The sequence below is a fragment of the Streptomyces sp. NPDC043870 genome, from assembly GCF_056435785.1.
Window position 1 is genome coordinate 34,581 of sequence record NZ_JBWKDT010000022.1, and the last position, 21,924, is coordinate 56,504.

The following is a 21,924-nucleotide window of genomic DNA, read 5'->3' on the forward strand; positions in this document are numbered from 1 at the left end:
ACGGTCCAACCTTGGGCACGCCCCGGCACTCGCGATGATGGTCACGACGGTCTGGCTCATGACAGCCGGGGCGGGCGCATCCGGGACGCACCAGGACACTGGGGCACCCGTTCGGAGCGCCGGTGAACTGGTGAAATTCGGGGCGTCATCGCCAGTCGTACGGGCCGTCGGTGGTGGAAGGCGCCACCATCGAGTCACCTGGGCGGGATGGAGAACCGATGGCGCAGGACCTGCAGGAAGCCGCGTCGGCCGAGCCGGGGGCCAACAGGCGCATCAGTGCCGGTGTCAGGCTCATGGGTTGGCTGACGACCACGGATCACAAAGTCATCGGCAATCTCTACATGGTTACTGCGTTCGGGTTCTTTCTGTTGGCCGGGATGATGGCCATGATCATGCGGGCGGAGCTGGCCCGGCCCGGCATGCGGATCGTCAGCGCCGAACAGTACAACCAACTGTTCACCATCCACGGCACCGTCATGATGCTGCTGTTCGCCACCCCGATGTTCGCCGGCTTCGCGAACGCCGTCATGCCGCTCCAGATCGGCGCGCCCGATGTCGCCTTCCCCCGCCTCAACGCGCTCACCTACTGGCTCTTCCTGTTCGGCGGAATCATCGTGGTGTCCGGATTCGTCGTCCCGGGCGGCGCGGCCCACTTCGGCTGGTTCGCTTACGCCCCGCTGAACAACGCCGTCTTCTCACCCGGCGCCGGCGGAGACCTGTGGACCATGGGGCTCGTGCTGTCCGGGATCAGCACCACCCTCGGATCCGTCAACTTCATCGCCACGATCGTGTGTCTGCGCGCCCCAGGAATGACCATGTTCCGGATGCCGATCTTCACCTGGAACATTCTCTTCACTTCGATCCTCGCGCTGCTCGCGTTCCCCGTACTCGCCGCCACGCTGCTCGCCCTCGAAGCCGACCGGAAGTTCGGGGCCCATATCTACGACTCCGCCAACGGCGGCGCGCTGCTGTGGCAGCACTTGTTCTGGTTCTTCGGCCACCCCGAGGTCTATATCGTCGCGTTGCCGTTCTTCGGGGTGGTGAGCGAGATCATTCCCGCGTTCAGCCGAAAGCCGATGTTCGGGTACTTCGGCATGGTCATGGCCACGATCACCATCACCATGCTCTCGGCAGTCGTCTGGGCCCATCACATGTTCGCGACGGGAGCCGTGCTGCTGCCGTTCTTCGCGGCCATGTCGTTCATCATCGCCGTGCCCACCGGGGTCAAATTCTTCAACTGGATCGGCACCATGCGATACGGCAGCCTCTCCTTCGAAACACCCATGCTCTGGGCCGTGGGCTTCCTGGTCACATTTCTCCTCGGCGGCCTCAGCGGAGTGCTGATCGCCTCGCCCCCCATGGACTTCCACCTCACAGACTCGTACTTCATCGTCGCCCACCTCCACTACGTACTCTTCGGCACAGTGGTCTTCGCGATGTTCGGCGGATTCTACTTCTGGTGGCCCAAATGGACAGGGCGCATGCTCGACGAACGCATCGGGCGAATCCACTTCTGGACCTTGTTCATCGGCTTCCAGATCACCTTCCTGGTCCAACACTGGCTGGGTGAGTCCGGGATGCCCCGGCGCTACGCCGACTATCTCGCCGCAGACGGCTTCACCCTCCTCAACACGATCTCTTCCATCGGCTCATTTCTGCTGGGCCTGTCGACACTGCCGTTCCTGTACAACGTGTGGCGCACCAGCCGTCGCGCACCGAAGGTCGAGGTGGACGACCCTTGGGGGTTTGGCCGCTCCTTGGAATGGGCGACCTCCTGTCCACCCCCACGGCACAACTTCCTGGCTCTGCCCCGCGTACGTTCTGACTCGCCGGCCTTCGACCTGAACCACCCCGAGACCCTGGAGAGGGAGAAGCTACGCCTCGGCCGAGGTGCGTCCCCATCCACTCCGAGCACTACAGAGGAGATGGGCGAGTGAAGACCGAGGCCATTCTCTTCGCCGGAGTCGCGGGATTCTTTCTCGTGACCGACGTTCTCTACGCCGTGTGGTCACGCGATCCTGCCGGCACGGCGGCGCTCACCGTCTCGTTCCTGATGGCGTCGCTGGTCACCTTCTTCTTCGCCACCAACTACCGGAGGAAAGGACTGCGCCCTGAGGACCGCAGGGACGCGGACATCGTCGAGAGGTCCGGTCCGCTGGACTTCTTCTCTCCGGACAGCGTCTGGCCGCTGCTGACCGCCGCCGGCGTGGCTTTGGCCGCCCTCGGGGTGGTGTTCGGTCTGTGGCTCTTCCTGATCGGGCTTGGCGTGACGCTGGCGGGGGTGTTCGGATTGGTCTTCCAGTACGTGTTTCCAGAAGGCTGAGGAAAGGTCTCAGTCCTGGGGCTCGCGGAACCGCTCCGGCGGCGCCGCACGTTCCGCGATCTGGGACCGCTGCTCGTCCGTGGCGGGCAGCTCCACGAGGTCCCTGTAGTACCAGCCGCTCAGAACGGTTCTCAGCCGCCGTCGACGTGAGACCGTTCCTTCGGCGGGGAGCTCCAGAGGCGTCGGGACGTCACGCATCAGGATGCGGTACCGGGCGGTCGGCGCCAGCTCTCGGTGACTCTCGGAGAGTGCGCCATATGCCGACTGGGTCACCTGACCGGTCTCCTCACCTTCCGTCAGCCGACGGCGGTCGCGCATCTGAAGGGCGAGGCAGAGGCGCTTGGTCACCGCGAAGGCCACGAGCGGGCCGACGATCAGGGCGATCCTCAGGATCCAGGTCGTCGCCTCGATCGAAATCCGGAAGGAGAACGCGACGACGTCATTGCCGCCGGCGACCAGGAGAACGGCGTAGAAGACGATGGCCGCCACGCCGAGCCCCGTACGGGTCGGGCGGTTGCGCGGCCGGTCGCACAGATGGTGTTCCCTGCGGTCGCCCGTCACCCACTTCTCGAAGAAGGGATAGAGGAACAGCACCGTGAAGACGACGCCGGGCAGCACGATCGTCGGAATGAACACGTTCCACATGATGGTGTGGCCCGCGATATTGGTCTCCCACGGCGGCATCAGCCGGAGCGCGCCCTCCAGGAACCCGACGTACCAGTCCGGCTGTGCGTTTCCGGAGACCTGGTCGGCGCGGTAGGGGCCGTACTGCCATACCGGGTTGACCTGGGCCAGCGCGCCCATCAAGGTCAGTACGCCGAACACCATGAGGAAGAAGCCGGTGGTCTTCGCGGTGAACTGAGGGAACATCGGCGAGCCGACGGCGTTCTGGTTGGTCTTCCCCTGGGCCGCCCAGTGGGTGTGCTTCAGATAGACCACCAGGATGAGGTGAACGGTGATCAGCGCCACGATCAGGCCCGGGACGAGCAGGACATGAATGATGTAGAGACGGGGGAGGATGACGTTTCCGGGGAACTGCCCTCCGAAGACGAACAGCTCGAGATAGGTACCGACGACCGGGATCGATCCCACGATGGTGGCCGCTGTCCTCAGGCCCGTGCCGGACAACAGGTCGTCGGGCAGCGAGTAGCCTGCGAACCCTTCGAGGAGCGCGAGCACGAACAATGTCACACCCACGATCCAGTTTGCCTCCCGGGGCTTACGGAACGCGCCGGTGAAGAAGATCCGCAGCATGTGGACAGCAATCCCGGCGACGAAAACCAACGCCGCCCAGTGGTGGATCTGACGAACCAGCAGCCCTCCGCGCACCGCGAAGCTGATGTTGAGCGTGGTGGTGTAAGCCTGCGTCATCAGCTTGCCCTGAAGGGGCACATAGGGGCCGGTGTAAACACTCTCGATCATGCTCGGATCGAAGAACAGAGTGAGATACACGCCGGTGAGCAGCAGCACCAGAAAGGAGTAAAGCGCGATCTCGCCGAGGAGAAACGACCAGTGGTCGGGAAAGGCCTTGCGCAACAACTGCCTGGCCAGCTCGGTCACGGGCAGCCGCCCGTCCACCGCACCGTACCCACGGATCGCCGCCTGCCCGGCCCGGGCCTTCAGCTGCGCCTTCCGCTTCCGCAGGGGCATGCACCACTCTCCCGTCGATCCCCCTTCAGCCCATCCGCCCCCTCATTGTCCCGATTCGCTCTTTATAGGTAACGCATTGCTCGGAGAGATCACACAGAATCGCGGCATCGACCGCTGATCGGCCGATTCGGCCCTGGTGCACAGGTGAATGTCGTAGCGGGGGCAGCTCCAGCGGATTGCTGCCGTCGGCGCGCGTCGCCCGTGCGGGCGGCGGTGCAGTGCGTCCGGCGGTGAAGCGGCCGTGGGCTTGCGTGAGGCTGACGTGAGTGCCCGTCATTTGGCAGCACGACTGGCCACACCGGTGAAGTGCCGACACCCCGGGGCGCCACGAGGCCATCTCGCCTCGCCTCACTCCGTCGCACGGTACGACGTGGCCGCGCCCGTGATCGTTCACCCGCTGTCCCGTGACGGAGGCAGACGGGTGACGATCGCGGGGGGCGGCCTACGCAGCGGTGCGCCCCCGTCCCGTACGGCGCGTTGAACAGGGGCCCTGTGTCATTGCACCCCGACCGGCGGGTGAATGCACTTCGGCCCCTTCAGCCCCAGCTTGCAAACAGAGCCCCCGTCTCGCCGACGTGCGGAGACAGGGGCTCTTGGCTGCTCGCCTGCCCAGGACTGCCGTCCTGATGCGTACGGATCGGTCGTGATGCACGCTGGGAGCGTGGTCCCTCCGCTCGTGATCGTCTACCCGCCGGACGACCAGGGCACCCGGCGGGTGCGCATCGACGGCCTGATCATGGGTCGCGCATTCGGCCCGAAGGACGTCGTCGAGTTCATACGCCGGGCGGGGCTCGACCCGGACCGGATTGACCTCGCCGACCCCGCGTTCGTGGAGTGGCGCGGAGGCGGCCTGGACGTGTGGGGCGCTGCCGACTGACGCCCTGGTGGGCGCGTGGTGGCTGCCGCGTGAGTGGACCCCTGTCCCGCCGACGTGTGACGACAGCGGCCCATCGCTGCCGACCGCTGTTCGGGACCCGTACGGATGCGCTTCACGATTTCAGCGCGAGGCTGTGGTCATGGGTCCACCGCCGCGCATCATCACCTGCCGCAGCTGCCTGCCGAGCACACGGGCGTCTACGTGCCGCTGCGCCCTTCATCCCGCCGGGCCGGCCCTGCCGTCAGGGCGTGTAGTGCGCGGCGCGAACCCGGTGCAACCATGCCTCGACGGGCGCCTCGTCCGGCTGGGTCGGCAGGACGCTCTTCGTCCGGTCGAACCGCTCCTCGAATCGCTGCAGGAGAGGCAGCGCCGCCATTGCGTCCGCAGCAACCACCTCGCCGAACTCGTGGAAAGCCTCGGGGTTCTCGACGCGGACGTTCAGCCGGCCGGTGGCGTACAGCTCGAAGCCTTGATGGCACAGGCGCATGAGGTGACGGGCATGCTTCGCGGTCCGCTTGCGCGTGTCTGCGGAGGAAGATCCGTCGCCGCGGTCGTAGAGCCGCTTGAACTGCTGGGTGGCGTAGCCGAGGTAGGCGTCCCGGACTCGCTTGGCGGACAGGAGCGAGCTGCGGATCTCGATCAGTTCGTCGCCCAGCGGGGTGCGTACTTCGTACAGGTCGTCGGGGAGCCAGACCAGTTCGGCGGCCGTGGGATTGCCGCCGAGGGCGAGGCGGCACCATTTCGCTGCTTCGTGCAGGGTGCGGTCCGGGTGCGTGGTGACGTGCGATTCGGCGGGGCCGTGCAGGCCGTGCAATGCGATGGTGTCCGCGGCGAAGAGGCCAAGGCGATCGATGTCGGACCCGGGCTTGGCGAGCCCGTAGGCGGTGGAGCCGACTATCCCTGACAGCAGCACGTTCATGGATCGCGTCTCCTCCGCGGGTGTGGGTCGGATGAACGGTACGGCAGATGACCCACACATCGTCTGGATTTTCGGGCGGCGCAGGGTGGATGGGCGAACTTCCGCCCGCTGGCAACCTCCGTGCGTTCATCGGTAGCCCTGCGTCTCAATACGGCGCCGCCGTTACATCTGCACGCCTGCCCGAGCCAGTCACGTCATCTGCGGCCGTCGACCGGGCCGGGCGGCCGTCCGGCTGGTTCGGCGCATCAGCACGGTGGGCTCGTCCTGCCAAGGCACCGCGTCGTCGAGATACCGGGCCAGGGCTTTCGAGCCGGGAACGTAGCGGCAGTGGGTTTCGCTGATGTGCCGAGGTACGCCGAGCCGTTGCAGATGGGGGACCTGTCCGCGGCGCATGCTGTGCCCGCTGTCGCGGCGCATCGAGTGCCGCAGCAGCCGACGGGCCCGTCGCCGCTCGGCGGCGAACGCCTCCCGCTCGGCCTCGGCCAGGCCGGCGAGCTCCTCCTCCTCGGCCGGCGGAAACCAGCCCAAGGAGGTCCATCTCCAGATCGGCAGCATCTGGACCTTCGTATCGCTGACCAGGCGTCCCCGGCCGCTCTGGCCCCGATCATGATGCTCGCTGCGGCAGTTGGCGGCCGGCGCAATGGGAGATGATGCAGCGCCACCCGCCCAGGGCCCAACCATGCGCAGAAGCATGACCTTTGCAGCCTCGGGTACCCGCCAAGTCCACGATGTTTCGACGCTGGAGGAGCAATGGCGTTACGGAGGACACCACTTCTCGCGCTGGATTGCGCTGCGCCGGAGGCACTCGCGGAGTTCTACGCGGCGCTGCTGAATGCCGAGGTCCTGCCGACCGACGACCCAGATCTCATCGAGGTGACCAGTCAGGGCAGTTCTATGATGGCATTTCACCGTGATCGCGCCTCCACGCCGCCGAGCTGGCCGCGCCCGGAGAACTCGCAGCAGGCACACCTGGTGATTTCACTTGACCCGGGTGACCTGGACGCAGCCGAGCGTGAGGCTGTCGATCTCGGGGCCACCCCGATGGATGTGAAGCACCCTGGAACGCTTCGCGAAGCACGCCTCATGGCCGACCCAGCCGGGCACTCTTTCCTTCTGTGTGTGAGGAAGTGAGGGCGGATCACCGGCGGAGCAGCCGAGTACGGCTCTCTCCACGGCCTTGAGCGGCGCGGCTCCCCGACCGCCGTCGACGCCAAGGCCTCCATGGCCATCCTCTTCGTTTACCTTCGCCGGCCGGATCACCCGATTTCAACCCGGGCGCCGCCCACACCCCGGCCGGCGTCGAGAGACAGTCATTCAAGCGCGCGTCTGGGGGCGAACGGTGCGTTCGAGAACCAGGGGCGGGTAGCAAGTGCACTCCCTGAGAGATGCGATCCTCCAGGAACACCAGCCGGGTGCACGCCCTCGCGTCGTGAGGCGGTGCACGTGGAAGCAGGCGTTGGCACCGCTGAGCATCAGACGTTCCTGCAACTCACCTACATGGACAACTTCGAGGAGACACACGGCTACCCAGTGGATGACAACACGGTGACGCTGGCCGACGATGACATACGCGCTGCAGCTGCCGCTCTGGCGGGTCACCAACGGGAGCAGCATGACGAACTCACGCAGAACCTCCGACGACGGCTCCGGGGCGGACCGTCCGTCCAGCGCCGTCGAGGTCATCGTCGAACGCCTCCACATCCGCGGCGTGGTCGCCCTGCGCCTGCTCCACCAGTGCGACCGGCTGGCTCGGGGGCGGAAGCGGCGAATCAACGGCCACGACCAACCGTTCCCTGGGCGCATTCACCCGGGCCCACGGCACTCCCGGGTGCTGTTCCAGCGCCCGCTTCACTCGACGGGCAACGGCCACACCCCCGGCCCGCGCACACCGGACACCGTGATGCAACAGGGGCCCGGACGTCGACCCACATCGCGGCGACGCCCCTGAAGAAGACTCTCTGCCAGCCCCCAGGCATCCCGCGCACCTGCCGCCCCGTGAGAAGCAAAGCCCAGTTCATGCACCAAGCGGTCCTCGGGCAGCCGCCCATCGCGACGCGGCAGCCCGCTTCCTGCTCGCCTCCACCTCCGAGGTGTACGGCGACCCCGAGCAGCACCCGCAGAACGAGCGGTACTGGGGCAACGTCAACCCCGTCGGGCGCGCAAGGAAATCTCACTGAAGCACGGCCAGGGAGGCGCAACAGAGCACGCTGCTGCCACACGGTCGTGCGGCGCTGCCCGTCAGCGACCGCGCGCCCGGCGCAGCTCGTCCTTGTTCATCGAGGAGCGCCCCTCGATGTTCTTCTTCGCCTCCTCGCCGAGCTGGTCCTTCGTGGGCCCCTGCGATCCCTGGTGAGAATGCTCGCCGCCCCGATGGGAGGCCGACTTGCGGTCCTGAGGACGAATGGCTGTTTCTGATCCCTTGATCGTTCGCGGAATGATGCATGGATTGCTTCCGATGGTGTGTGCGAGCACTTTGCGGCCTTGCTGGGGGGCGGCTTTACTGGCTCCGGTCTGAGTCTGCGATCACGACTGTCTCGCCGTGCGCGAGCGCGGGAAAGAGCGGAAGTCGTGACCGGACGGACAGTGGTGGTCGGCAGGCGGTGATCCCCATGATCCTCGCGGTGGTGTCCGTCAGTGGCGTGTGACGTTTCCGGATGAGTGTCTACGAGCTGTTCGGGGAGCTGGTGGTGCGGTGCTGGCGCGCCGCGGCGGGCCAGCAGCCAGAGGCGCAGCGGGGTACACCTATGGACGGGCGGACCGGCGGCCCCAAAACCCGACGGCGGCCGCGCAGCCTGCGGCGCCGCTCACCAGGCTGCACCGTTCTCCCAGCGCTGCGGCCGCACATTTCCGCCGTGAACACCGTCCTGCAGGCGCAGAGCTCCAGCACTGCGCACCTCCAGGCAAAGGCTCAATTCCCCCTGGCTGAAGCCAGGGGGTCCCCAGCGAAGGTCAAGAGATGGTCGCGAGTGGGCTGTCGTCCAGGTGCGCCAACAGGTCGGCAGTGTCCTCGTACACGGCAGAGGCCCCCGCCTGCTCGAGATCCGCACGCGGAATTCCTCCCGAGAGCACGCCGACGCACCTGACCCCAGCCCGTTTACCGGCTTTCATGTCCCAGACCGTGTCCCCGACGAAGACCGCGTCGGACGGCGGACAGCCGCCGAGCTCCAGCGCCCGCTGGACCGGCTCCGGCGCCGGCTTGCCGGACGCCACGTCGTCGGCGCTGGTCGTCCCCGCAATGACCTCGTCAGCTCCGATCGCACGCCGCAAGGCACTGAGTTCCTCGCCGTCGGCCGATGTGGCGAGCAGGATCCGCCAGCCGCGCCCGGCCAGCGCGCGCAGCAGGTCACCCGCCCCGTCCACGGCAACGAGCCGCTCGAAGTAGGTCGCGTACAACGTCGAGTGCGCGGCGCTGAGTTGCGCGTCCTGGCCACGATCACGTCCCTCGCCGAGCAGATGTGCAATGAGGTCTTCCGATGCGAGACCGATCGCCTTGTGGATGTCCGTGCTCGCGATGCGGTGACCGGCCTGCCTGAAGGACTCCCACCACGTCATCACGTGAAGGTGATTCGTATCCACGAGTGTCCCGTCCACGTCGAAAACTGCCGCGAGCCCCATGTGCATCCTCGGTGTCGGAGAGAGGCTCGATCATGCCGAAGCCCCCGCCCGCCCCGTGCCGCGCCACGCGCGGTGTGGCGCCAGCTCCGCCATTCGGCATCACGCCAGACCCTGAATTCCAGCATGGTCACGAACTGCGACCATCCGCGTCGCGGACGGACTTGGCCAGGCGCGCGCGGGTGAGTCCCTTCACCGCCAGGTCCTCAACGGCAACAGGTCGGTCTTCGCGGATGATCTTCGTTGAGAGCTGGTGGTGGAACCCCGTCGTGCGTCGACCACCCGAGCGCGAGCACGGGCGACCTTCAGCCGGGCCTTGCCCCCGTTGTTGAAACGGCCACCACCCCTCACGACGAGGTTCCTCGAGAAGCTTCACCTCCGCCCCCCCGGGCTGCCCGCGCACCCGCTGCCACGTGAGAAGCAGCCCCGCGACGACCGACCGCAGAAGGGGCGGCATCCCCAATTGCGAGGCTGGCTCCCGTGACATGAACCGTGCCTCCTCGCGTCAGGGCGGTGCGCGAATGGCCTTCAAAGGCAGGCCGATCGAAACCCATGAAAGGGGCAATACGGGATAGACATACCGATACAGGCCGAAATTCGTATCGAACGGGCGGGTGATGACCATGACCTCCGCGCCCCGACCGCACTTCCCATCCGGCACCGGAACGGCCGCCCCCGGTGAGCGCCTGGCTGAGCCCCCTCCCAGGCCACCCCACAGCCGTAGGCAACCCAACGGCGTACTGCCACCATGACCATGCCCTCAGCCGAAAAGGTGGCGAACGGAGCGCTGAACGCAGTCATGCTCCCCGTCGCCGTCGCGCGGCAGGTTCTGCCCGCCAAGAAGGGCCTCCCGCTCTAACTCGGCCTCGGCATCCTCGGAGCCGCAGACGTCCTCGAGTGGCCCGTCGCCATCGGCATAGGGGTCGGCTACGCCGTACTGCGCCGCGGCGGCGTGCTCGCCGCCCCACCAACCACCACCTCGGGCGCACAGTCCATCACCAAGGCGCCCGCCCGGACCGAGGAGGAGAACTCCGCCATGACCACCGCACGCGACATCATGACCCCGGACGCCACCTGCGTCGGCGCCCAGGGCGAAGCGGTGACCATCGGCGCCGACGACGACGCCGGTGATCGACGGCCACACGCTGGTCGGCATCGTCGCCCAGGCCGACGTCGCCCGCGCCCTGCCCGACCCCAAGGTCGGCGACCTGCTCGAAGCCATCTCCACGTGATTGCCCGCATGCCACGGCCGACACCGCCAACGCCTCCGCGGTGAGCGCAACCCTTCCAGTTGCACATCGATGCCCGGGCGCAGCACATCTTCCAGCGAGCAAAGCCCCATGATCGACGGATCCAGACCCGGGCGGTCGCGGTCGGTGACATCGACTGGCTGATGCAGATCGACTCCACTGTCGTCCAGGCCACCAGCACGCTGCCGCCACCGGCCGACCGCGAGGCGATATGCACCGTCGCCGCGCGAGCCACCGGGTGCGGCGGGGGTCCACGTTTCGCTGATGTGCCAGGGTACGCCGAGCCGTTGCAGGTGGGGGACCTGTCCGCGACCCATGCTGTGCCCGCTGTCGCGGCGCATCCGATGCCGGGGACGAGCACTGTCGTTGGGGCCGGTCAGCCGAGCCAGACGATGTCGATGACGTACAAGCGTCCGGCCTGGCGGTTGATGAAGTAGACGCTGGTGAGCTGTCCGACCGAGGCGGCGCGCACGTCCTCGCCTTCGGGGTCCCGGTTGTTGAAGGCCGGGAAGCTCCACGGGTCGCGCGAGGCGATGTCCAGGACATCGCGGAGCATCTCGCGGGCATGCTCGGGCAGCGCGTCGAGCGCGGCCAGGGCGTGGCGCGACAGACGGGCCTGCCAGGCGGCGTCGCTCACCGGCGCGCCCCGAGCGCGTCTTCCAGGGCGATGCCGTCGGAGTCGTCGCAGCCGGAGGCGAGGAAGGCGTCGACGGCCGGGGCGGCGGCAAGGCGGGCCTGCCAGATGCGGACGACCTCGTGGAGCGGGGTGAGGCTGTAGCTGTGACGGGAGTCCTCCAGCGCCTTGGCCCAGTCCCCTTCGAAGGCCGGCACCCACTGCTGGGCGCGGCGGTCGGCGCGGATCCGAGCGAGCAGCTGCGCGGCCGCGGTCGGGGCGGGCGGGGGCGCGGGGCTGGTCGTGTGCTCAGGCTGGGCGGTCATGGGCTCCTCCAGGCGCAAGTCTCTTCGCCACGGTAAGGGGGTGAGGGGCGGCGGGCACTCCGCATGGGGTTATCCGTCCGTGAACAAGGAGTCTTTGTTCTGGGCGTAGTCGGCACAGCCGTGAACCCAGTCCGCCCGGACGATCTCCTTGCCCTCGTACTTGCCCACCAGGCCCCTGAAGAGGTCGTCGCAGTCGGCCTCGATGTCCTCGCGGCTGCGCCGATCTGTAGGGATGTACGCGCCACCGAAGGCATCCTCGTAGCCGGACAGGTAGCTGCGCTTGTCGACCCCCTTGGTGTCGCTCCCGCATCCGCTCAGGACTCCGAAGACGACCAACAGTCCTGCTGCCGCGCCCACTCGGCTGTGCTGGCGCATGAGCGCTTCCTCCCTCGAGAAGGTGACAAGGTGCTGTCTGCCCGTCGCGCGGGCAGCAGATGCGCTCGGGCTGAGAACTTGGAGCGCCGGCACTCCACCCGTAGGTCGTGATCTCCGCCGGAAGCGACCTGGGCAGAACGGCCGTGACAGCTGCGGGGGTTGTTCAAGCCTGCTTCGCTCCTACCCGAGTTCGGCGATGTCTTCCGTGCTCAACTTCAGCGCGCCGGCCGCGATGTTCTCTTCCAGATGATCCAGCGAGCCGGTGCCAGGGATGAGCAGGATGTTGGGCGACCGGGCCAGCAGCCAGGCCAGGGACACCTGCGGCACGGTCACACGGTGTCGGGTGGCGACGGCTTCCAGCCGCTCGGCTGTGATCGGCTGGAAACCGCCGACCGGGAAGAAGGGGACGTAGGCGATGCCGGCTTGCGCGCAGGCGTCGACGAGTGGGTCATCATCGCGTCGGGCCACGTTGTAAAGGTTCTGGACACAGGCGATCGGTGCGATCTTGCGGGCCTCGGCGAACTCGGCGGCGGTGACGTTGGAGATACCCAGATGGCGGATCAGGCCCTCTTCGCGCAGCGCGAGCAGCGTTTCCAGGGGCGCGCTCAAGGGTGTCTCCGTGCGGTCGAGATCACCCATCCGCAGGTTCACCACGTCCAGGCGGTCCAGGCCGAGCGAGAGCAAGTTTGCTTCGATGCCTCGACGCAGGTTGTCGGGGGTGAGGCCGGTCTTCTCCTTCGCAGGCAGGGCGAGATCAGAACCTTCGACCAGCGCGCCCACTTTGGTCACGATCACCAGGTCGTCCGGGTAGGGGTGAAGGGCCTCCCGGATCAGCTCGTTGGCCGCCACTCCGTCACGCGCGTAGTAGTGCGAAGTGTCGATGTGGTTCACCCCGAGTTCCACGGCCCGGCGCAGGATGGCCAGTGCCGTGTCCCGGCGGGGCTGGTCGCCCCTCGGCCAACCAGTCAGCTTCATCGCGCCGTAGCCGATCCTCGCGACGCTCAAGTCGCCGCCCAGCGCCCATCGTTCTGTCGTCACGATCACCACCCTAGTGCTCCGGGCACATGGCATGTCGTGATCTTGCCCGTGGTACCTGGTTCAGGGAAGGACGGCCGTCGTTGAGCCTCGTGACGTGTGTGGAATAGCGATGAGACGGTAGCCACAGGTCACAGCATCGATCCCGCTCGCAGGCGGGAGGCGTTCGACGTGGTTCGACCTGGGCGAGCCGTCCCGCGATACGGCCCATGGCCAGTACTTCCTGTGCCCGGCGAGGCGAGACCTCTCACCAGCCCCGCTGCAGGCGTGCCGCTCGCTCCCGCAGGGACGGCGGCCGCGGCTGCCCCTCACGTGCTTCTCGGCTGTCGCTGTGGGGCTTGCGCAGGTGAGGTGCGCCGTGGCCGAGGGGACGTCGGCGTGGCTTCGTTTCCTGGCCCATGCTCATCACAACGACCGGAACGCGATGGCGATGCGGGCCATGAGCCTTGCGAGACGTAGCGTCTTGCGACGCTGGACGGGAGGTGCTGGCCTCACAAATGCGAAACGGTACGTCTCGTCTCAGTATTGGCCTCATGCTGAAGGGAGTCGCCCCTGTCCCCAGTCGCCTCCGCCCCGGTCACCACCGGGGTGTCCGCTTCGGCCAGCGTCGAGACCGTGACCGGTCCCGGTCGACCGCCGTGCATCAGGGCGGCGACCTGCAGGCTCTTCGCCGTCTTCACATGCGGCCGCAGAGCCACCCCCAGCTCGTTCAGGCGGCCGGACAGGCGCTGGACGTTGCGGCGCGAGCGGGACACGTCGAGCACGGCGAACGGCGTGTCCGGGTCGGCCAGCGTGGCGAGATGTGCAGAAGCGGTCACAGTGACACTCCCATGCGTCCGAGTCGAGGAATGCGGCCCTGGCCGCCTTGAGGGCGAGACCGTCGCCGACGGCGGCGGTCTGTTCCTCGCGCAGGTGGAGCAGGCCCCGTCCGGTGACCTCCTCGGTAGGGGACTCAGTCGACGGCAGCAATGGCGTGCACCTCCGCAGCGGATCCGTGGTGCAGGGCGCCGGCGCCGGCTACGGCACACGACGGGCGATGCCCACCCGCCCACGCGCTGTAAAGCCGGTCGAACTCCGGCCAGTTGTCGATGTCGGTCCCGACACCGTGACCGGCACCGGTCGGCCGCGACTCGATCCAGCGGTGGCCAGGCCGGCATCGAGGTTCTGCAGCACCTGCTCGGCCGTTCTGCAGGATGATCCCCGCACCGGCTCCGGCAGTAGGCGCGCCGGTGGCGATCGTGCTGGTCACAGATTCCTCACTTCGCGTAGTTGTAGACGGTGGCGCGGGAAATGCCGAGCAGGTCCGCGATCACCTGTGCGGCGTCGCGGGACTCGAAGTAGCCGTCCTCGCGCAGTTGGCGGACAAGCTCTCGCTTGGCCTCCCGCGGCAGCGCGCGGGGGCTGACCGCCCGCTCGGCTGCGTGGCTCTCCACAATCTGGCGCAGCTCCCGGGCGTTGCGGTCACGCAACGTCTCCAGGGGCTCCCCGCGGTGCTCGGTCTCCGTCGCAACCAGGTTCGCCAGGGTCAGGGTCAGCGGGGAGAGCACCGATACGTCGAGGTTGAGGCAGAGGGCGGCGATGTAGTCGCCCGAGGCGTTCTAGATTCCGATCGAGGTGCTCTTGACCGGCCGGCCGTCCGGGAAGTGGTTTGCGTAGTTCTGGATGACGCTGGGGTACTCGGGGTCGCTGATCCTGGCCAGGCCCAACTCGGTGGCCGAGTCGCCCACCTGACGTCCCGACAGATTGTTCTCGATGACCCGGATGGCGTGGTCCGGATTGCGCAGGTCATGCAGGACGACCTCACACAGGCCGGGCAGCGTCCTGCCGAGGGCCACTGCGATCTTTTCCGCTTCGCGGACGAGGTGCTCGTCCGCATCCTCGGCGCCTGCGGGGACGGCAGGTCTCGGCTCGGGCTCCCGGCCCGGCGCGTCGTTCACGGCTCTCCCTCCCAGCTGATCCGACCGCTTCGTGCCGCGGAACCGGTCCGGGCGACCCGGAAGCGGACGGATCGGGGATCGGTATGTACGCCAATGCCGTGGATCACCCCGTGGCATCGACGAGAAATCCAATCTTAGACGGGAAGTCTAGGCACTCCAGCCCCGCCCGGAACACGTCGGCGCCACGATCGGCATCGCCGCCCCGGCCGACCAGCAGATCCAGGACGCCTCACCGGCGATGCCGACGGTCCCGAGCTCGCCGCGATCCTGCGCGAGCTGTGCGAGGACGCCACGAACCCGCCCGGGCGGGTTCGTGGCGTCCTCGCGCAGCTGTGCTGACCGGCGCGGGTCACGCAGCGCATGCCTACGGGACTGTCACGTTGCGTGATCAGGATGCGTCCGGACGCGTTCGGATGGACGCTGGTGACATGGCTGGAGAGGCGCCCGTGGTCGTGTATCCGCTGTCGCCGGAGGGCGGCAGGCGGGTGGCGATCCGCGGCGAGTCTGTCGGCGTGGCGTATCACTTGCTCGATCTGCTGGAGTTCCTGCGCGGTGCGAAGCTGCCCGAAGCCGACACCGCGATCGACGACCCGGAGCTGATCGAGTGGCGCGGCGGCGGCCCGGAGGTGTGGTCCGAGCCGCCCGGGCGACCTATGCGGCGATGACCCCGCGCTCGGTCCAGCGCTTCCCGCGAGTCCTGAACCTGGCGCAGCAAGTCCTGCGCCGGGCGCAGCGCCTCGCGCACGCCCGTGCGGCGGCAGAACCGACGGTTCGACAGCGCATGGCCAACCGTGCCGGCAACCGCGGCGCGCAGCTCCCTCTCCACCAGTAGCGGAGCGGGCGTGCACGACAGCGGTGCGTGAGCACGGACGCGGGGTTCCCCTGCGCGGCCGATACTGGACTGGAACCACGGCCGGGCCGACGCGTACCGCTCGGGCCCGGCTGTGCGGCCTCCACTCGGACGCGACGAGGGCGGTGGCGATGGACACGCGGGTGACCACGTTCAGCGAGGGCCCGGAAGACCCGTTCTCCGTGGATCGCGCGGCCTCGGCGGTGCTGGACGACCACGGCAGGGTCGTCGGCTGGAGCACGCTGGCCGAGTCACTGCTCGGCTATTCGACCGCGGACGTGCTGGGCCGACCGGCGCTCGACGCCCTGGTCAACCCCCGAGACGCAGCCGTCGTCATGGACGTGGTCGCGGCCTGTGTGAACAATCGGGGCTGGTTCGGGGTCGTGCCCGTCCGCGACCGCGACGGCAGCCGGGTGGAGCTGGGATGCCGGGCCCGGGCAGTTGTGAGGGCCGACGCCGGTCGCGAGTGGTTCCTGGTAGGGGCGCCGGCGGAGGAAGTGATCCAGTGGGAGACGGACCGGTCGATGCTGGACGGACTGTTCCGACGGTCCCCGATCGGTCTTTCCATCCACGCTCCGGACCTGGGCATCCTGCGGGTGAACCGCGCGATCGCCCGGTGGGGCGGGATCCCGGCCGAGCAGTACCGTGGGCTGCGTATCGGCGACTTCCTCATGGGCCCCGACGCGGAAGCGAACGAGGCCGAACTTCGTCGCGTCCTCGAAACCGGTGAGCCTCTGATCTTCACCGAGCTGCCATGCCGACTGCAGCGGGACCCCCACCGGGAACTCGTCGTATCCATCTCGGCGTTCCGGATGCAGGACGTCTCCGGCCGGGTCCTGGGGGTCACCCAGACGGTGGAGGACGTCACCGACCGCTTCCGGGCGCGCCGGAGACTGGCGCTGCTGAACGAGGCCAGCGCCCGTATCGGGACGACGCTGGACGTGACCAGGACTGCGCGCGAGCTGGCCGAGGTGGCGGTCCCCGACCTCGCGGACTGTGTCTCCGTGGACCTGATCGAGCCTGTGACCCGTGGCGAGGAGCCCGCGCAGGACCCGTCCGGGCCAGTGGTCCGGGCGGCTGTCCGAAGCATCTCGCCCGAGGCGTTGCAGGTGGTGTATCCGGAAGGCCACGTGATGCAGCTTCCTCCGTACTCCGTCCGGGCGAGGGTGCTGTCCGAGCTGCGCCCCGTCCTCGACCCGATGGTGGAGGTCCCCTCAGAGTGGGCTCTGGAGGAACCGGCCAGGGTGAAGGCATTCCATGACTTGGGCATCCACTCACTGATCGCGGTGCCGTTGGTCGCGCGCGGGCTCGTCCTGGGGTTGATGAGCCTGTGGCGGTGGCAGCGGCCCGAGCCGTTCGAGGAAGACGACCTGACACTGGCCGAGGAGTTCGCCTCCCGCGCCGCCGTGTGCATCGACAACGCCCGCCGCTACACCCAGCAGCACGAGGCGGCGCTCACCCTGCAGCGCAGCCTGCTGCCGCAGGAGGTGCCCGAGCACCCGGCGGCCGAGATCGCCCATCGGTACCTCCCGGCCGACCCCACCGCGGGGGTCGGCGGCGACTGGTTCGACGTCATCCCGCTCTCCGGGCTCCGTATCGCCCTCGTCGTCGGCGATGTCGTCGGGCATGGCCTCCATGCCACGGCCACCATGGGCCGTCTGCGCACCGCCGTGCACACCCTGGCCAGCCAGGACCTGCCTCCGGACGAGGTCCTCTCCCAGCTGGACGATCTCGTGGACCGCCTGGCGAGCGAGCAGGATCCGACCCCCAGCACCACTCCGCAGGTCATCGGCGCAACGTGCCTCTACGCGGTCTACGACCCGGTCTCCCGGCGCTGCACCCTCGCCCGCGCCGGCCACCTGCCGCCGGCAGTGGTCGAGCCGGACGGACGGGTCCGCTTCCCCGACCTGCCCGCCGGCCCGCCGCTCGGCCTGGGCGGGCTGCCGTTCGAGACCGCCGAACTGGACCTGGCCGAGGGCAGTCTTCTCACCCTGTACACCAATGGGCTCGTCCAGGCGCAGCGCCGCGATCTGAGCGAAGGGCTGGAGCTTCTGCGCCTGGCACTGGGCGATCCCAGCCGCTCGCTGGAGGACACGTGCAAAGCGGTCGAGGACACGTTGTTGCCCGCCTGTCCGGACGACGACGTCGCGCTGCTCATCGCCCGCGCCCGCGGCATGGCCCCCGACACGGTGGCCACCTGGACCCTGCCCGCAGAGGCGACGGCGGCCGGCCGGGCCCGTACTCTGACGGTCTCCCAACTCACCGAGTGGGGGCTGGAGGGCATGGCCTTCAGCACCGAACTGATCGTCAGCGAGCTGATCACCAACGCCTACCGGTACGGGGGCGGACCGGTGAGGCTCCGGCTCATCCGTGACCGCCACCTCATCTGCGAGGTCTCCGACACGAGCAGCACGTCACCACACCTGCGACAGGCTCGCAGCACCGACGAGGGCGGCCGCGGCCTGTTCCTGGTGGCCCAGATCGCAGAGCGGTGGGGCGCCCGCTATGTCCACGACGGCAAGACCATTTGGGCCGAACAACCACTGCCCTCCCCAGCGGTACCGGACCGCACGGACCGGCCCCGGCCGACGATGTGACGACAGCGACTCAGGCCGACTGCCCGTGTCGCGCAAAGCCAGCCGGCGGGCCTCTCAGTTCTCGGCGCCGCGTGCGCGCTTCATGACATGCGTGAGTTGTTCGTCGCCGGGGGCACCGATGGCACGCCCGTCGGCGTCGCGGTGGATCCGGCACGAGAGGCCAGCGGTGGTATCGGGCGCGGCGCAGGCCCGGCCGACGTCGACGGCCTCCAGGCAGTGGCGCCGCCTTCGAAGTGAGCGGCCTTGCACGCCGCGGAGCAGTACCCGGGCCCGGTGAACTCGGTGCCCCACAGGCCGGACCGGCGGCCGCGCCGGGGGTGCGGCAATCCGCCGGGGCGAACCGTCGTATCCCGTCCACGACCGCGCCGGCCGCCGCTCGACGACGCACCGGCACCGGAAGGGACGCTGTCCTAGGGTTGCCTCGTGGGAACCTTCGCCCGGCAGGAGCGTCGGCACGATCTCGCGGATGTCGTCTACGTGCCGACGGGGCAGGATCCTGACCGGCTCGGCGCGGCGATCGGCGCCGAGGAGGCGCTCGTGGCGCTGAAGGTGCGCTACGGCGGGTCGGATCCGTCCCGGGCGCCCTGGCTCGTGGCTTCCCGGCCCTTCCCGCTCGGTCCCGTGCTGACCCGGCGGCTGGAGCGGCTCGGAGCCGGGATCTTCGCGCTCTGCGACGCCGTCCAGGAGCTGTACGCGGAAGGCGACCCACGTGTCCGGGCCGTACTGGACATCGGTGTTCCCGAGGACCTGCGCGGCCACGACCTCGATCGCCGCATCGAGTTGTTCCGGCTCGACGTCGTGGTCAGCCAGGGGATCCCGCGTGTGACGGAGATGGAGGAGGCCTTCGGCAACGTCGGGAAGATGCACGCTCTGGAGCAGGCCTACGGCGTTCCGGCCGGGCCGCTGTTCCATGCCTTCCACGTGCGTGGCATCGACCGGATCTGGATGGACGACCAGTACCCGACCTATCGCCCCGAGAACGAGCTGGTGGCCCGCCGTATGCGCGAGGAATTCGGCCACCCCGTGGACGTGGAGTACTTTTCCGCGTTCCGTGACGACGGACGTACGGGCTGGCGGTTCGCCTATGTCAAGGAACTGCGCCAGTACGAGACCCCGCTTCGCCGGCGGATCGTCGCGGCCGCGGAGCGGCTGATCAACCCGTTGTTCCACGGCTACGGCACCAAGGCGCTGCTCTCGCTCGTATGGGATCCCGTGGTGGAAGCCCGGATCGCCGACCGGCTCGGCGAGGAGGTCCTGGCCGTACTGCGCACGGGCGTGCCGCAGTCGCGAGTGCTGCCGGCACGGCCCGACGAGGGGCTGCTGGAGGAGCTCGAAGCCCACGGCAGGGACAAGGTGCTGAAGGTCATCGACGCGAGCGCCTCGGAGTTCACCTGGGGCAGCCGCGGCGTGTTCTTCGGCGACCATTCGGCGCGCAGTTGGCGTCGTGCGCTCGACGCGGCCGCGGCCGGCCACGTCCCGGGCCGTCCCGAGGCGACGGCCGCCCGCTTTCTCGTCAGCGATCTCGTGGACAGCGACCGTTTCGATGTCGAGTTCCTCCACCCCGAGAGCAGAGCGCTGTGCGTCATGCCCCGAGCGCGGATCCGCCTGACCCCGATCTACGCCCGCGAGGCGGCCGGCTCCCGACTGCTGTGCGGCCACGCCACCTTTGTCAACACCAGCCGCAAGGTCCATCTGGGCCATCACGCCGTCTGCACGCCCTTCGTGCGCGCCTGACTCGTCCACGCATGGCCCGGACCCTCTCGCCGCTGTGCGCAGCAGCTCCGGGCGCTCGTGGCCGTATCGGCCGGGACGCGGCACAGCCCCCGGTCCCCCGCTGAAAGCAACCGTCGAGCCCACTGTCCAGGTCCAGCCGCCTTCGGGGGCAACCCCTGCCCGGCCGTGCTGCACCGCGGCCCCGGGGTCCGGGACCGCGGAGTCCGGGACCGCGGAGTCCGAGACCCCGGAGTCCGAGACCGCGGGAAGAACCGCAGGTCGCACGAACTGTCCCTGCGGCGCGGAATCCTGAGTGCCTGTAACTGATCAGGCACTACGACCCCCGACACCCAGTCAAGTTCAGGAGCGTCCTTTGCGTTCGTGCGTAGCCGCGCGAATCTCCTCCGTCGCCTCGCGGAAGGCGGGAGCCGCCCGCGCGAAGTAGTCGAAGAGCAGGTCCCGTTGCTCCGGCGTGTAGCCCGCGAGCACCTCGGCGATGCGCCGCCGGGCGGGACCCACGACCGCCTCGACGCCCGCCAGTGCGTCGGGCACGGCCTCCACCACGACCTTGCGCCGGTCGGCGGGGTCGGCGGCGCGGCGAACGTACCCCGCACGCTCCAGCCGGTCGATCAGCCGCGTCGTTGCGCCCGTCGTGAGCCCCGTCCCGGCCGCGAGTTCGCCCGAGGTGAGCCCGCCGGCCAGGGTGATGCGACTGAGCGCGTACCACTCGGACGCCTGAAGGCCCGCCGCCTCCGCGCCCGCCATGCCGTGCAGTCCCACGGCATCGATGTAGTCCCGAAAGACCGCCCGCTGGTCGTCCTGCTCCGCCGTCGCCACATCATTCCCCTTGCCTAATATCTGCGCGTGTGCAGATAATGCATGCACGCAGTTGCTGCACCAGTGTAGTCAATTCCGCAGCGGCCGCCACCTGCCCGAAACCGCCGAGCGGACCGTGCACGTCACGTCACCTTCGCTCGCCTCACCCATCGAGAGGCATCACCATGAACACCAAGGTCGTCAAGCGCGTCGCCCTCGCCACCACCGCTGTCCTCGCCCTCGGCGCCGGCGGCGCGTACATCTACCTCGACGCCACCTCCGAGGTACAGCGCACCGGCGTCGAAGCCTGCACCGACGTCATCCCGGCCGACGCCGACCGACGCGACGGTGAGGCCGTCTGCGCCACCCTCGACGCCCTCACCGCCGCCTGGGGAGACGGTGACGCGGACGCCTACGGCCGCCAGTTCACCGAGAACGGCACCTACACCACCTACGTCGGCAGCCACTACGAGGGCCGTGCCGACATCACCGAAGGTCACCGGGCGCTCTTCAAGGATTTCGTCAAGGGCAGCAAGCTCGCCGCCACGTACCTCGACATGCGGTTCCTCAGCAAGGACGTCGTCCTCCTCACGGGCCGCGGCGACGACTACACCGGTGACAAGCCCGGAATCGACGAGCTCTCCAAGGTCCAGACATACACCCTGGTCCGCGACACCGACCGCACCTGGCGGATCGCCGCCTTCCACAACACCCAGCGCCAGAACGTGATGGAACGGTTCTCCTTCCTCTACTCCCCCGCCACGGCCCCGAAGGCGGAGAAGTGACCCGCACCCGCATCACCGGCGCCACCAAGGGCATCAGCCGCGCCCTCGCCCTTGCCCCGGCCGCCGAAGGCCACACGAAGCCGGCACCGACCTCGATCAGGTCCAGGCGGCAATTCGCCTGAACCGCGAGGCAGTCGTCACCCTCGCCCATGCCCTCCTCGCCGCCGCCCGCCCCGGAGCATCTAGTTCTCCGGCGTGCGGTCGATACGATCACGGCACGACTGCCGACGAGCCGGAACACCGCCT

At 68.6% G+C, this 21,924-nt stretch carries 21 protein-coding genes and 4 pseudogenes; 11 read left to right on the forward strand and 14 right to left on the reverse strand.

What is annotated here, in order from left to right:
• The first annotated feature begins 218 nt into the window (after positions 1-218).
• Entirely contained in the window at positions 219-1,937 is a 1,719-nt protein-coding gene (gene ctaD / locus AC0699_RS24545) for an aa3-type cytochrome oxidase subunit I (RefSeq protein WP_478663898.1), read from the forward strand.
• Positions 1,934-2,323: an aa3-type cytochrome oxidase subunit IV gene (gene ctaF, locus AC0699_RS24550; protein WP_478663901.1), complete on the forward strand. Its 390-nt coding sequence runs from the start codon at positions 1,934-1,936 to the stop codon at positions 2,321-2,323. The genes ctaD and ctaF overlap by 4 nt, the downstream gene beginning before the upstream one ends.
• A gap of 9 nt (positions 2,324-2,332) precedes the next feature.
• Here ctaF and qcrB read toward each other — a convergent pair whose 3' ends face one another.
• Positions 2,333-3,973 (reverse strand): cytochrome bc1 complex cytochrome b subunit, encoded by a 1,641-nt coding sequence (qcrB, locus tag AC0699_RS24555; RefSeq protein ID WP_478663904.1) that lies wholly within the window; start codon positions 3,971-3,973, stop codon positions 2,333-2,335.
• A gap of 661 nt (positions 3,974-4,634) precedes the next feature.
• Here qcrB and AC0699_RS24560 point away from each other — a divergent pair.
• On the forward strand, positions 4,635-4,850 hold the full coding sequence (locus AC0699_RS24560) for a hypothetical protein (protein ID WP_478663907.1): 216 nt from the start codon (positions 4,635-4,637) through the stop codon (positions 4,848-4,850).
• Positions 4,851-5,091: 241 nt separating this feature from the next.
• Here the strand turns inward: AC0699_RS24560 and AC0699_RS24565 are convergent, their stop codons facing one another.
• Both AC0699_RS24565 and AC0699_RS24570 read right to left on the reverse strand, forming a co-directional pair.
• Entirely contained in the window at positions 5,092-5,769 is a 678-nt protein-coding gene (locus AC0699_RS24565; RefSeq protein ID WP_478663909.1) for a DNA polymerase beta superfamily protein, read from the reverse strand.
• Positions 5,770-5,958: 189 nt separating this feature from the next.
• Complete coding sequence (locus tag AC0699_RS24570) at positions 5,959-6,324, reverse strand: hypothetical protein (protein ID WP_478663911.1); 366 nt, start codon at positions 6,322-6,324, stop codon at positions 5,959-5,961.
• A gap of 195 nt (positions 6,325-6,519) precedes the next feature.
• On the opposite strand from AC0699_RS24570, the gene AC0699_RS24575 reads away from it, so the two are divergent.
• Positions 6,520-6,900 carry a VOC family protein gene (locus AC0699_RS24575; RefSeq protein ID WP_478663913.1) on the forward strand — a complete coding sequence of 127 codons (381 nt, stop codon included), beginning with the start codon at positions 6,520-6,522 and terminating at the stop codon, positions 6,898-6,900.
• A 490-nt stretch (positions 6,901-7,390) separates the two neighbouring features.
• Here the strand turns inward: AC0699_RS24575 and AC0699_RS24580 are convergent, their stop codons facing one another.
• Positions 7,391-7,549: a hypothetical protein gene (locus AC0699_RS24580; protein ID WP_478663916.1), complete on the reverse strand. Its 159-nt coding sequence runs from the start codon at positions 7,547-7,549 to the stop codon at positions 7,391-7,393.
• A gap of 268 nt (positions 7,550-7,817) precedes the next feature.
• Here AC0699_RS24580 and AC0699_RS24585 point away from each other — a divergent pair.
• Positions 7,818-7,925, forward strand: a pseudogene (locus tag AC0699_RS24585) (SDR family NAD-dependent epimerase/dehydratase); the annotation flags it as partial.
• A gap of 82 nt (positions 7,926-8,007) precedes the next feature.
• On the opposite strand, the pseudogene AC0699_RS24590 reads toward AC0699_RS24585, so the two are convergent.
• The 9 genes and pseudogenes from AC0699_RS24590 to AC0699_RS24630 form a co-directional block, all read right to left on the reverse strand.
• Positions 8,008-8,166 (reverse strand): annotated as a pseudogene (locus tag AC0699_RS24590) (plasmid stabilization protein); the annotation flags it as partial.
• Between the two features lie 552 nt (positions 8,167-8,718).
• Positions 8,719-9,384, reverse strand: a complete 666-nt coding sequence (locus AC0699_RS24595) for an HAD family hydrolase (RefSeq protein ID WP_478663919.1) — start codon at positions 9,382-9,384, stop codon at positions 8,719-8,721.
• Between the two features lie 1,623 nt (positions 9,385-11,007).
• Positions 11,008-11,268, reverse strand: a complete 261-nt coding sequence (locus AC0699_RS24600) for a hypothetical protein (protein WP_478663922.1) — start codon at positions 11,266-11,268, stop codon at positions 11,008-11,010.
• Positions 11,265-11,570 (reverse strand): DUF6247 family protein, encoded by a 306-nt coding sequence (locus tag AC0699_RS24605; RefSeq protein WP_478663925.1) that lies wholly within the window; start codon positions 11,568-11,570, stop codon positions 11,265-11,267. The genes AC0699_RS24600 and AC0699_RS24605 overlap by 4 nt, the downstream gene beginning before the upstream one ends.
• A gap of 69 nt (positions 11,571-11,639) precedes the next feature.
• Complete coding sequence (locus tag AC0699_RS24610) at positions 11,640-11,945, reverse strand: hypothetical protein (RefSeq protein WP_478663929.1); 306 nt, start codon at positions 11,943-11,945, stop codon at positions 11,640-11,642.
• 180 nt (positions 11,946-12,125) lie between these two features.
• The gene (locus tag AC0699_RS24615; RefSeq protein ID WP_478663931.1) at positions 12,126-13,016 is read right to left on the reverse strand and encodes an oxidoreductase; all 891 of its coding nucleotides are present in this window, start codon (positions 13,014-13,016) and stop codon (positions 12,126-12,128) included.
• A gap of 554 nt (positions 13,017-13,570) precedes the next feature.
• Positions 13,571-13,798 (reverse strand): annotated as a pseudogene (locus AC0699_RS24620) (DSD1 family PLP-dependent enzyme); the annotation flags it as partial.
• A 134-nt stretch (positions 13,799-13,932) separates the two neighbouring features.
• Positions 13,933-14,229, reverse strand: coding sequence for a hypothetical protein (locus AC0699_RS24625; RefSeq protein ID WP_478663933.1), 297 nt, complete (start codon positions 14,227-14,229; stop codon positions 13,933-13,935).
• A 7-nt stretch (positions 14,230-14,236) separates the two neighbouring features.
• Positions 14,237-14,917 (reverse strand): annotated as a pseudogene (locus tag AC0699_RS24630) (helix-turn-helix transcriptional regulator).
• Positions 14,918-15,345: 428 nt separating this feature from the next.
• On the opposite strand from AC0699_RS24630, the gene AC0699_RS24635 reads away from it, so the two are divergent.
• From AC0699_RS24635 to AC0699_RS24650, 4 genes are all read left to right on the forward strand, one after another.
• Positions 15,346-15,582: a hypothetical protein gene (locus tag AC0699_RS24635; RefSeq protein WP_478663936.1), complete on the forward strand. Its 237-nt coding sequence runs from the start codon at positions 15,346-15,348 to the stop codon at positions 15,580-15,582.
• A 316-nt stretch (positions 15,583-15,898) separates the two neighbouring features.
• Positions 15,899-18,364: a SpoIIE family protein phosphatase gene (locus AC0699_RS24640; RefSeq protein ID WP_478663939.1), complete on the forward strand. Its 2,466-nt coding sequence runs from the start codon at positions 15,899-15,901 to the stop codon at positions 18,362-18,364.
• A gap of 87 nt (positions 18,365-18,451) precedes the next feature.
• A complete protein-coding gene (locus AC0699_RS24645) occupies positions 18,452-18,601 on the forward strand; it encodes a hypothetical protein (RefSeq protein ID WP_478663942.1) in 150 nt (49 codons plus the stop codon).
• Positions 18,602-18,787: 186 nt separating this feature from the next.
• Entirely contained in the window at positions 18,788-20,098 is a 1,311-nt protein-coding gene (locus tag AC0699_RS24650; RefSeq protein WP_478663944.1) for a hypothetical protein, read from the forward strand.
• 339 nt (positions 20,099-20,437) lie between these two features.
• On the opposite strand, the gene AC0699_RS24655 is transcribed toward AC0699_RS24650, so the two are convergent.
• Complete coding sequence (locus tag AC0699_RS24655; protein WP_478663948.1) at positions 20,438-20,914, reverse strand: MarR family winged helix-turn-helix transcriptional regulator; 477 nt, start codon at positions 20,912-20,914, stop codon at positions 20,438-20,440.
• Between the two features lie 164 nt (positions 20,915-21,078).
• On the opposite strand from AC0699_RS24655, the gene AC0699_RS24660 reads away from it, so the two are divergent.
• Together AC0699_RS24660 and AC0699_RS24665 are read left to right on the forward strand one after the other, a co-directional pair.
• Positions 21,079-21,678, forward strand: coding sequence for an SgcJ/EcaC family oxidoreductase (locus AC0699_RS24660; RefSeq protein ID WP_478663950.1), 600 nt, complete (start codon positions 21,079-21,081; stop codon positions 21,676-21,678).
• Positions 21,675-21,800 carry a hypothetical protein gene (locus tag AC0699_RS24665; protein WP_478663952.1) on the forward strand — a complete coding sequence of 42 codons (126 nt, stop codon included), beginning with the start codon at positions 21,675-21,677 and terminating at the stop codon, positions 21,798-21,800. Before AC0699_RS24660 ends, AC0699_RS24665 begins: the two co-directional genes overlap by 4 nt.
• Positions 21,801-21,924: the final 124 nt, after the last annotated feature.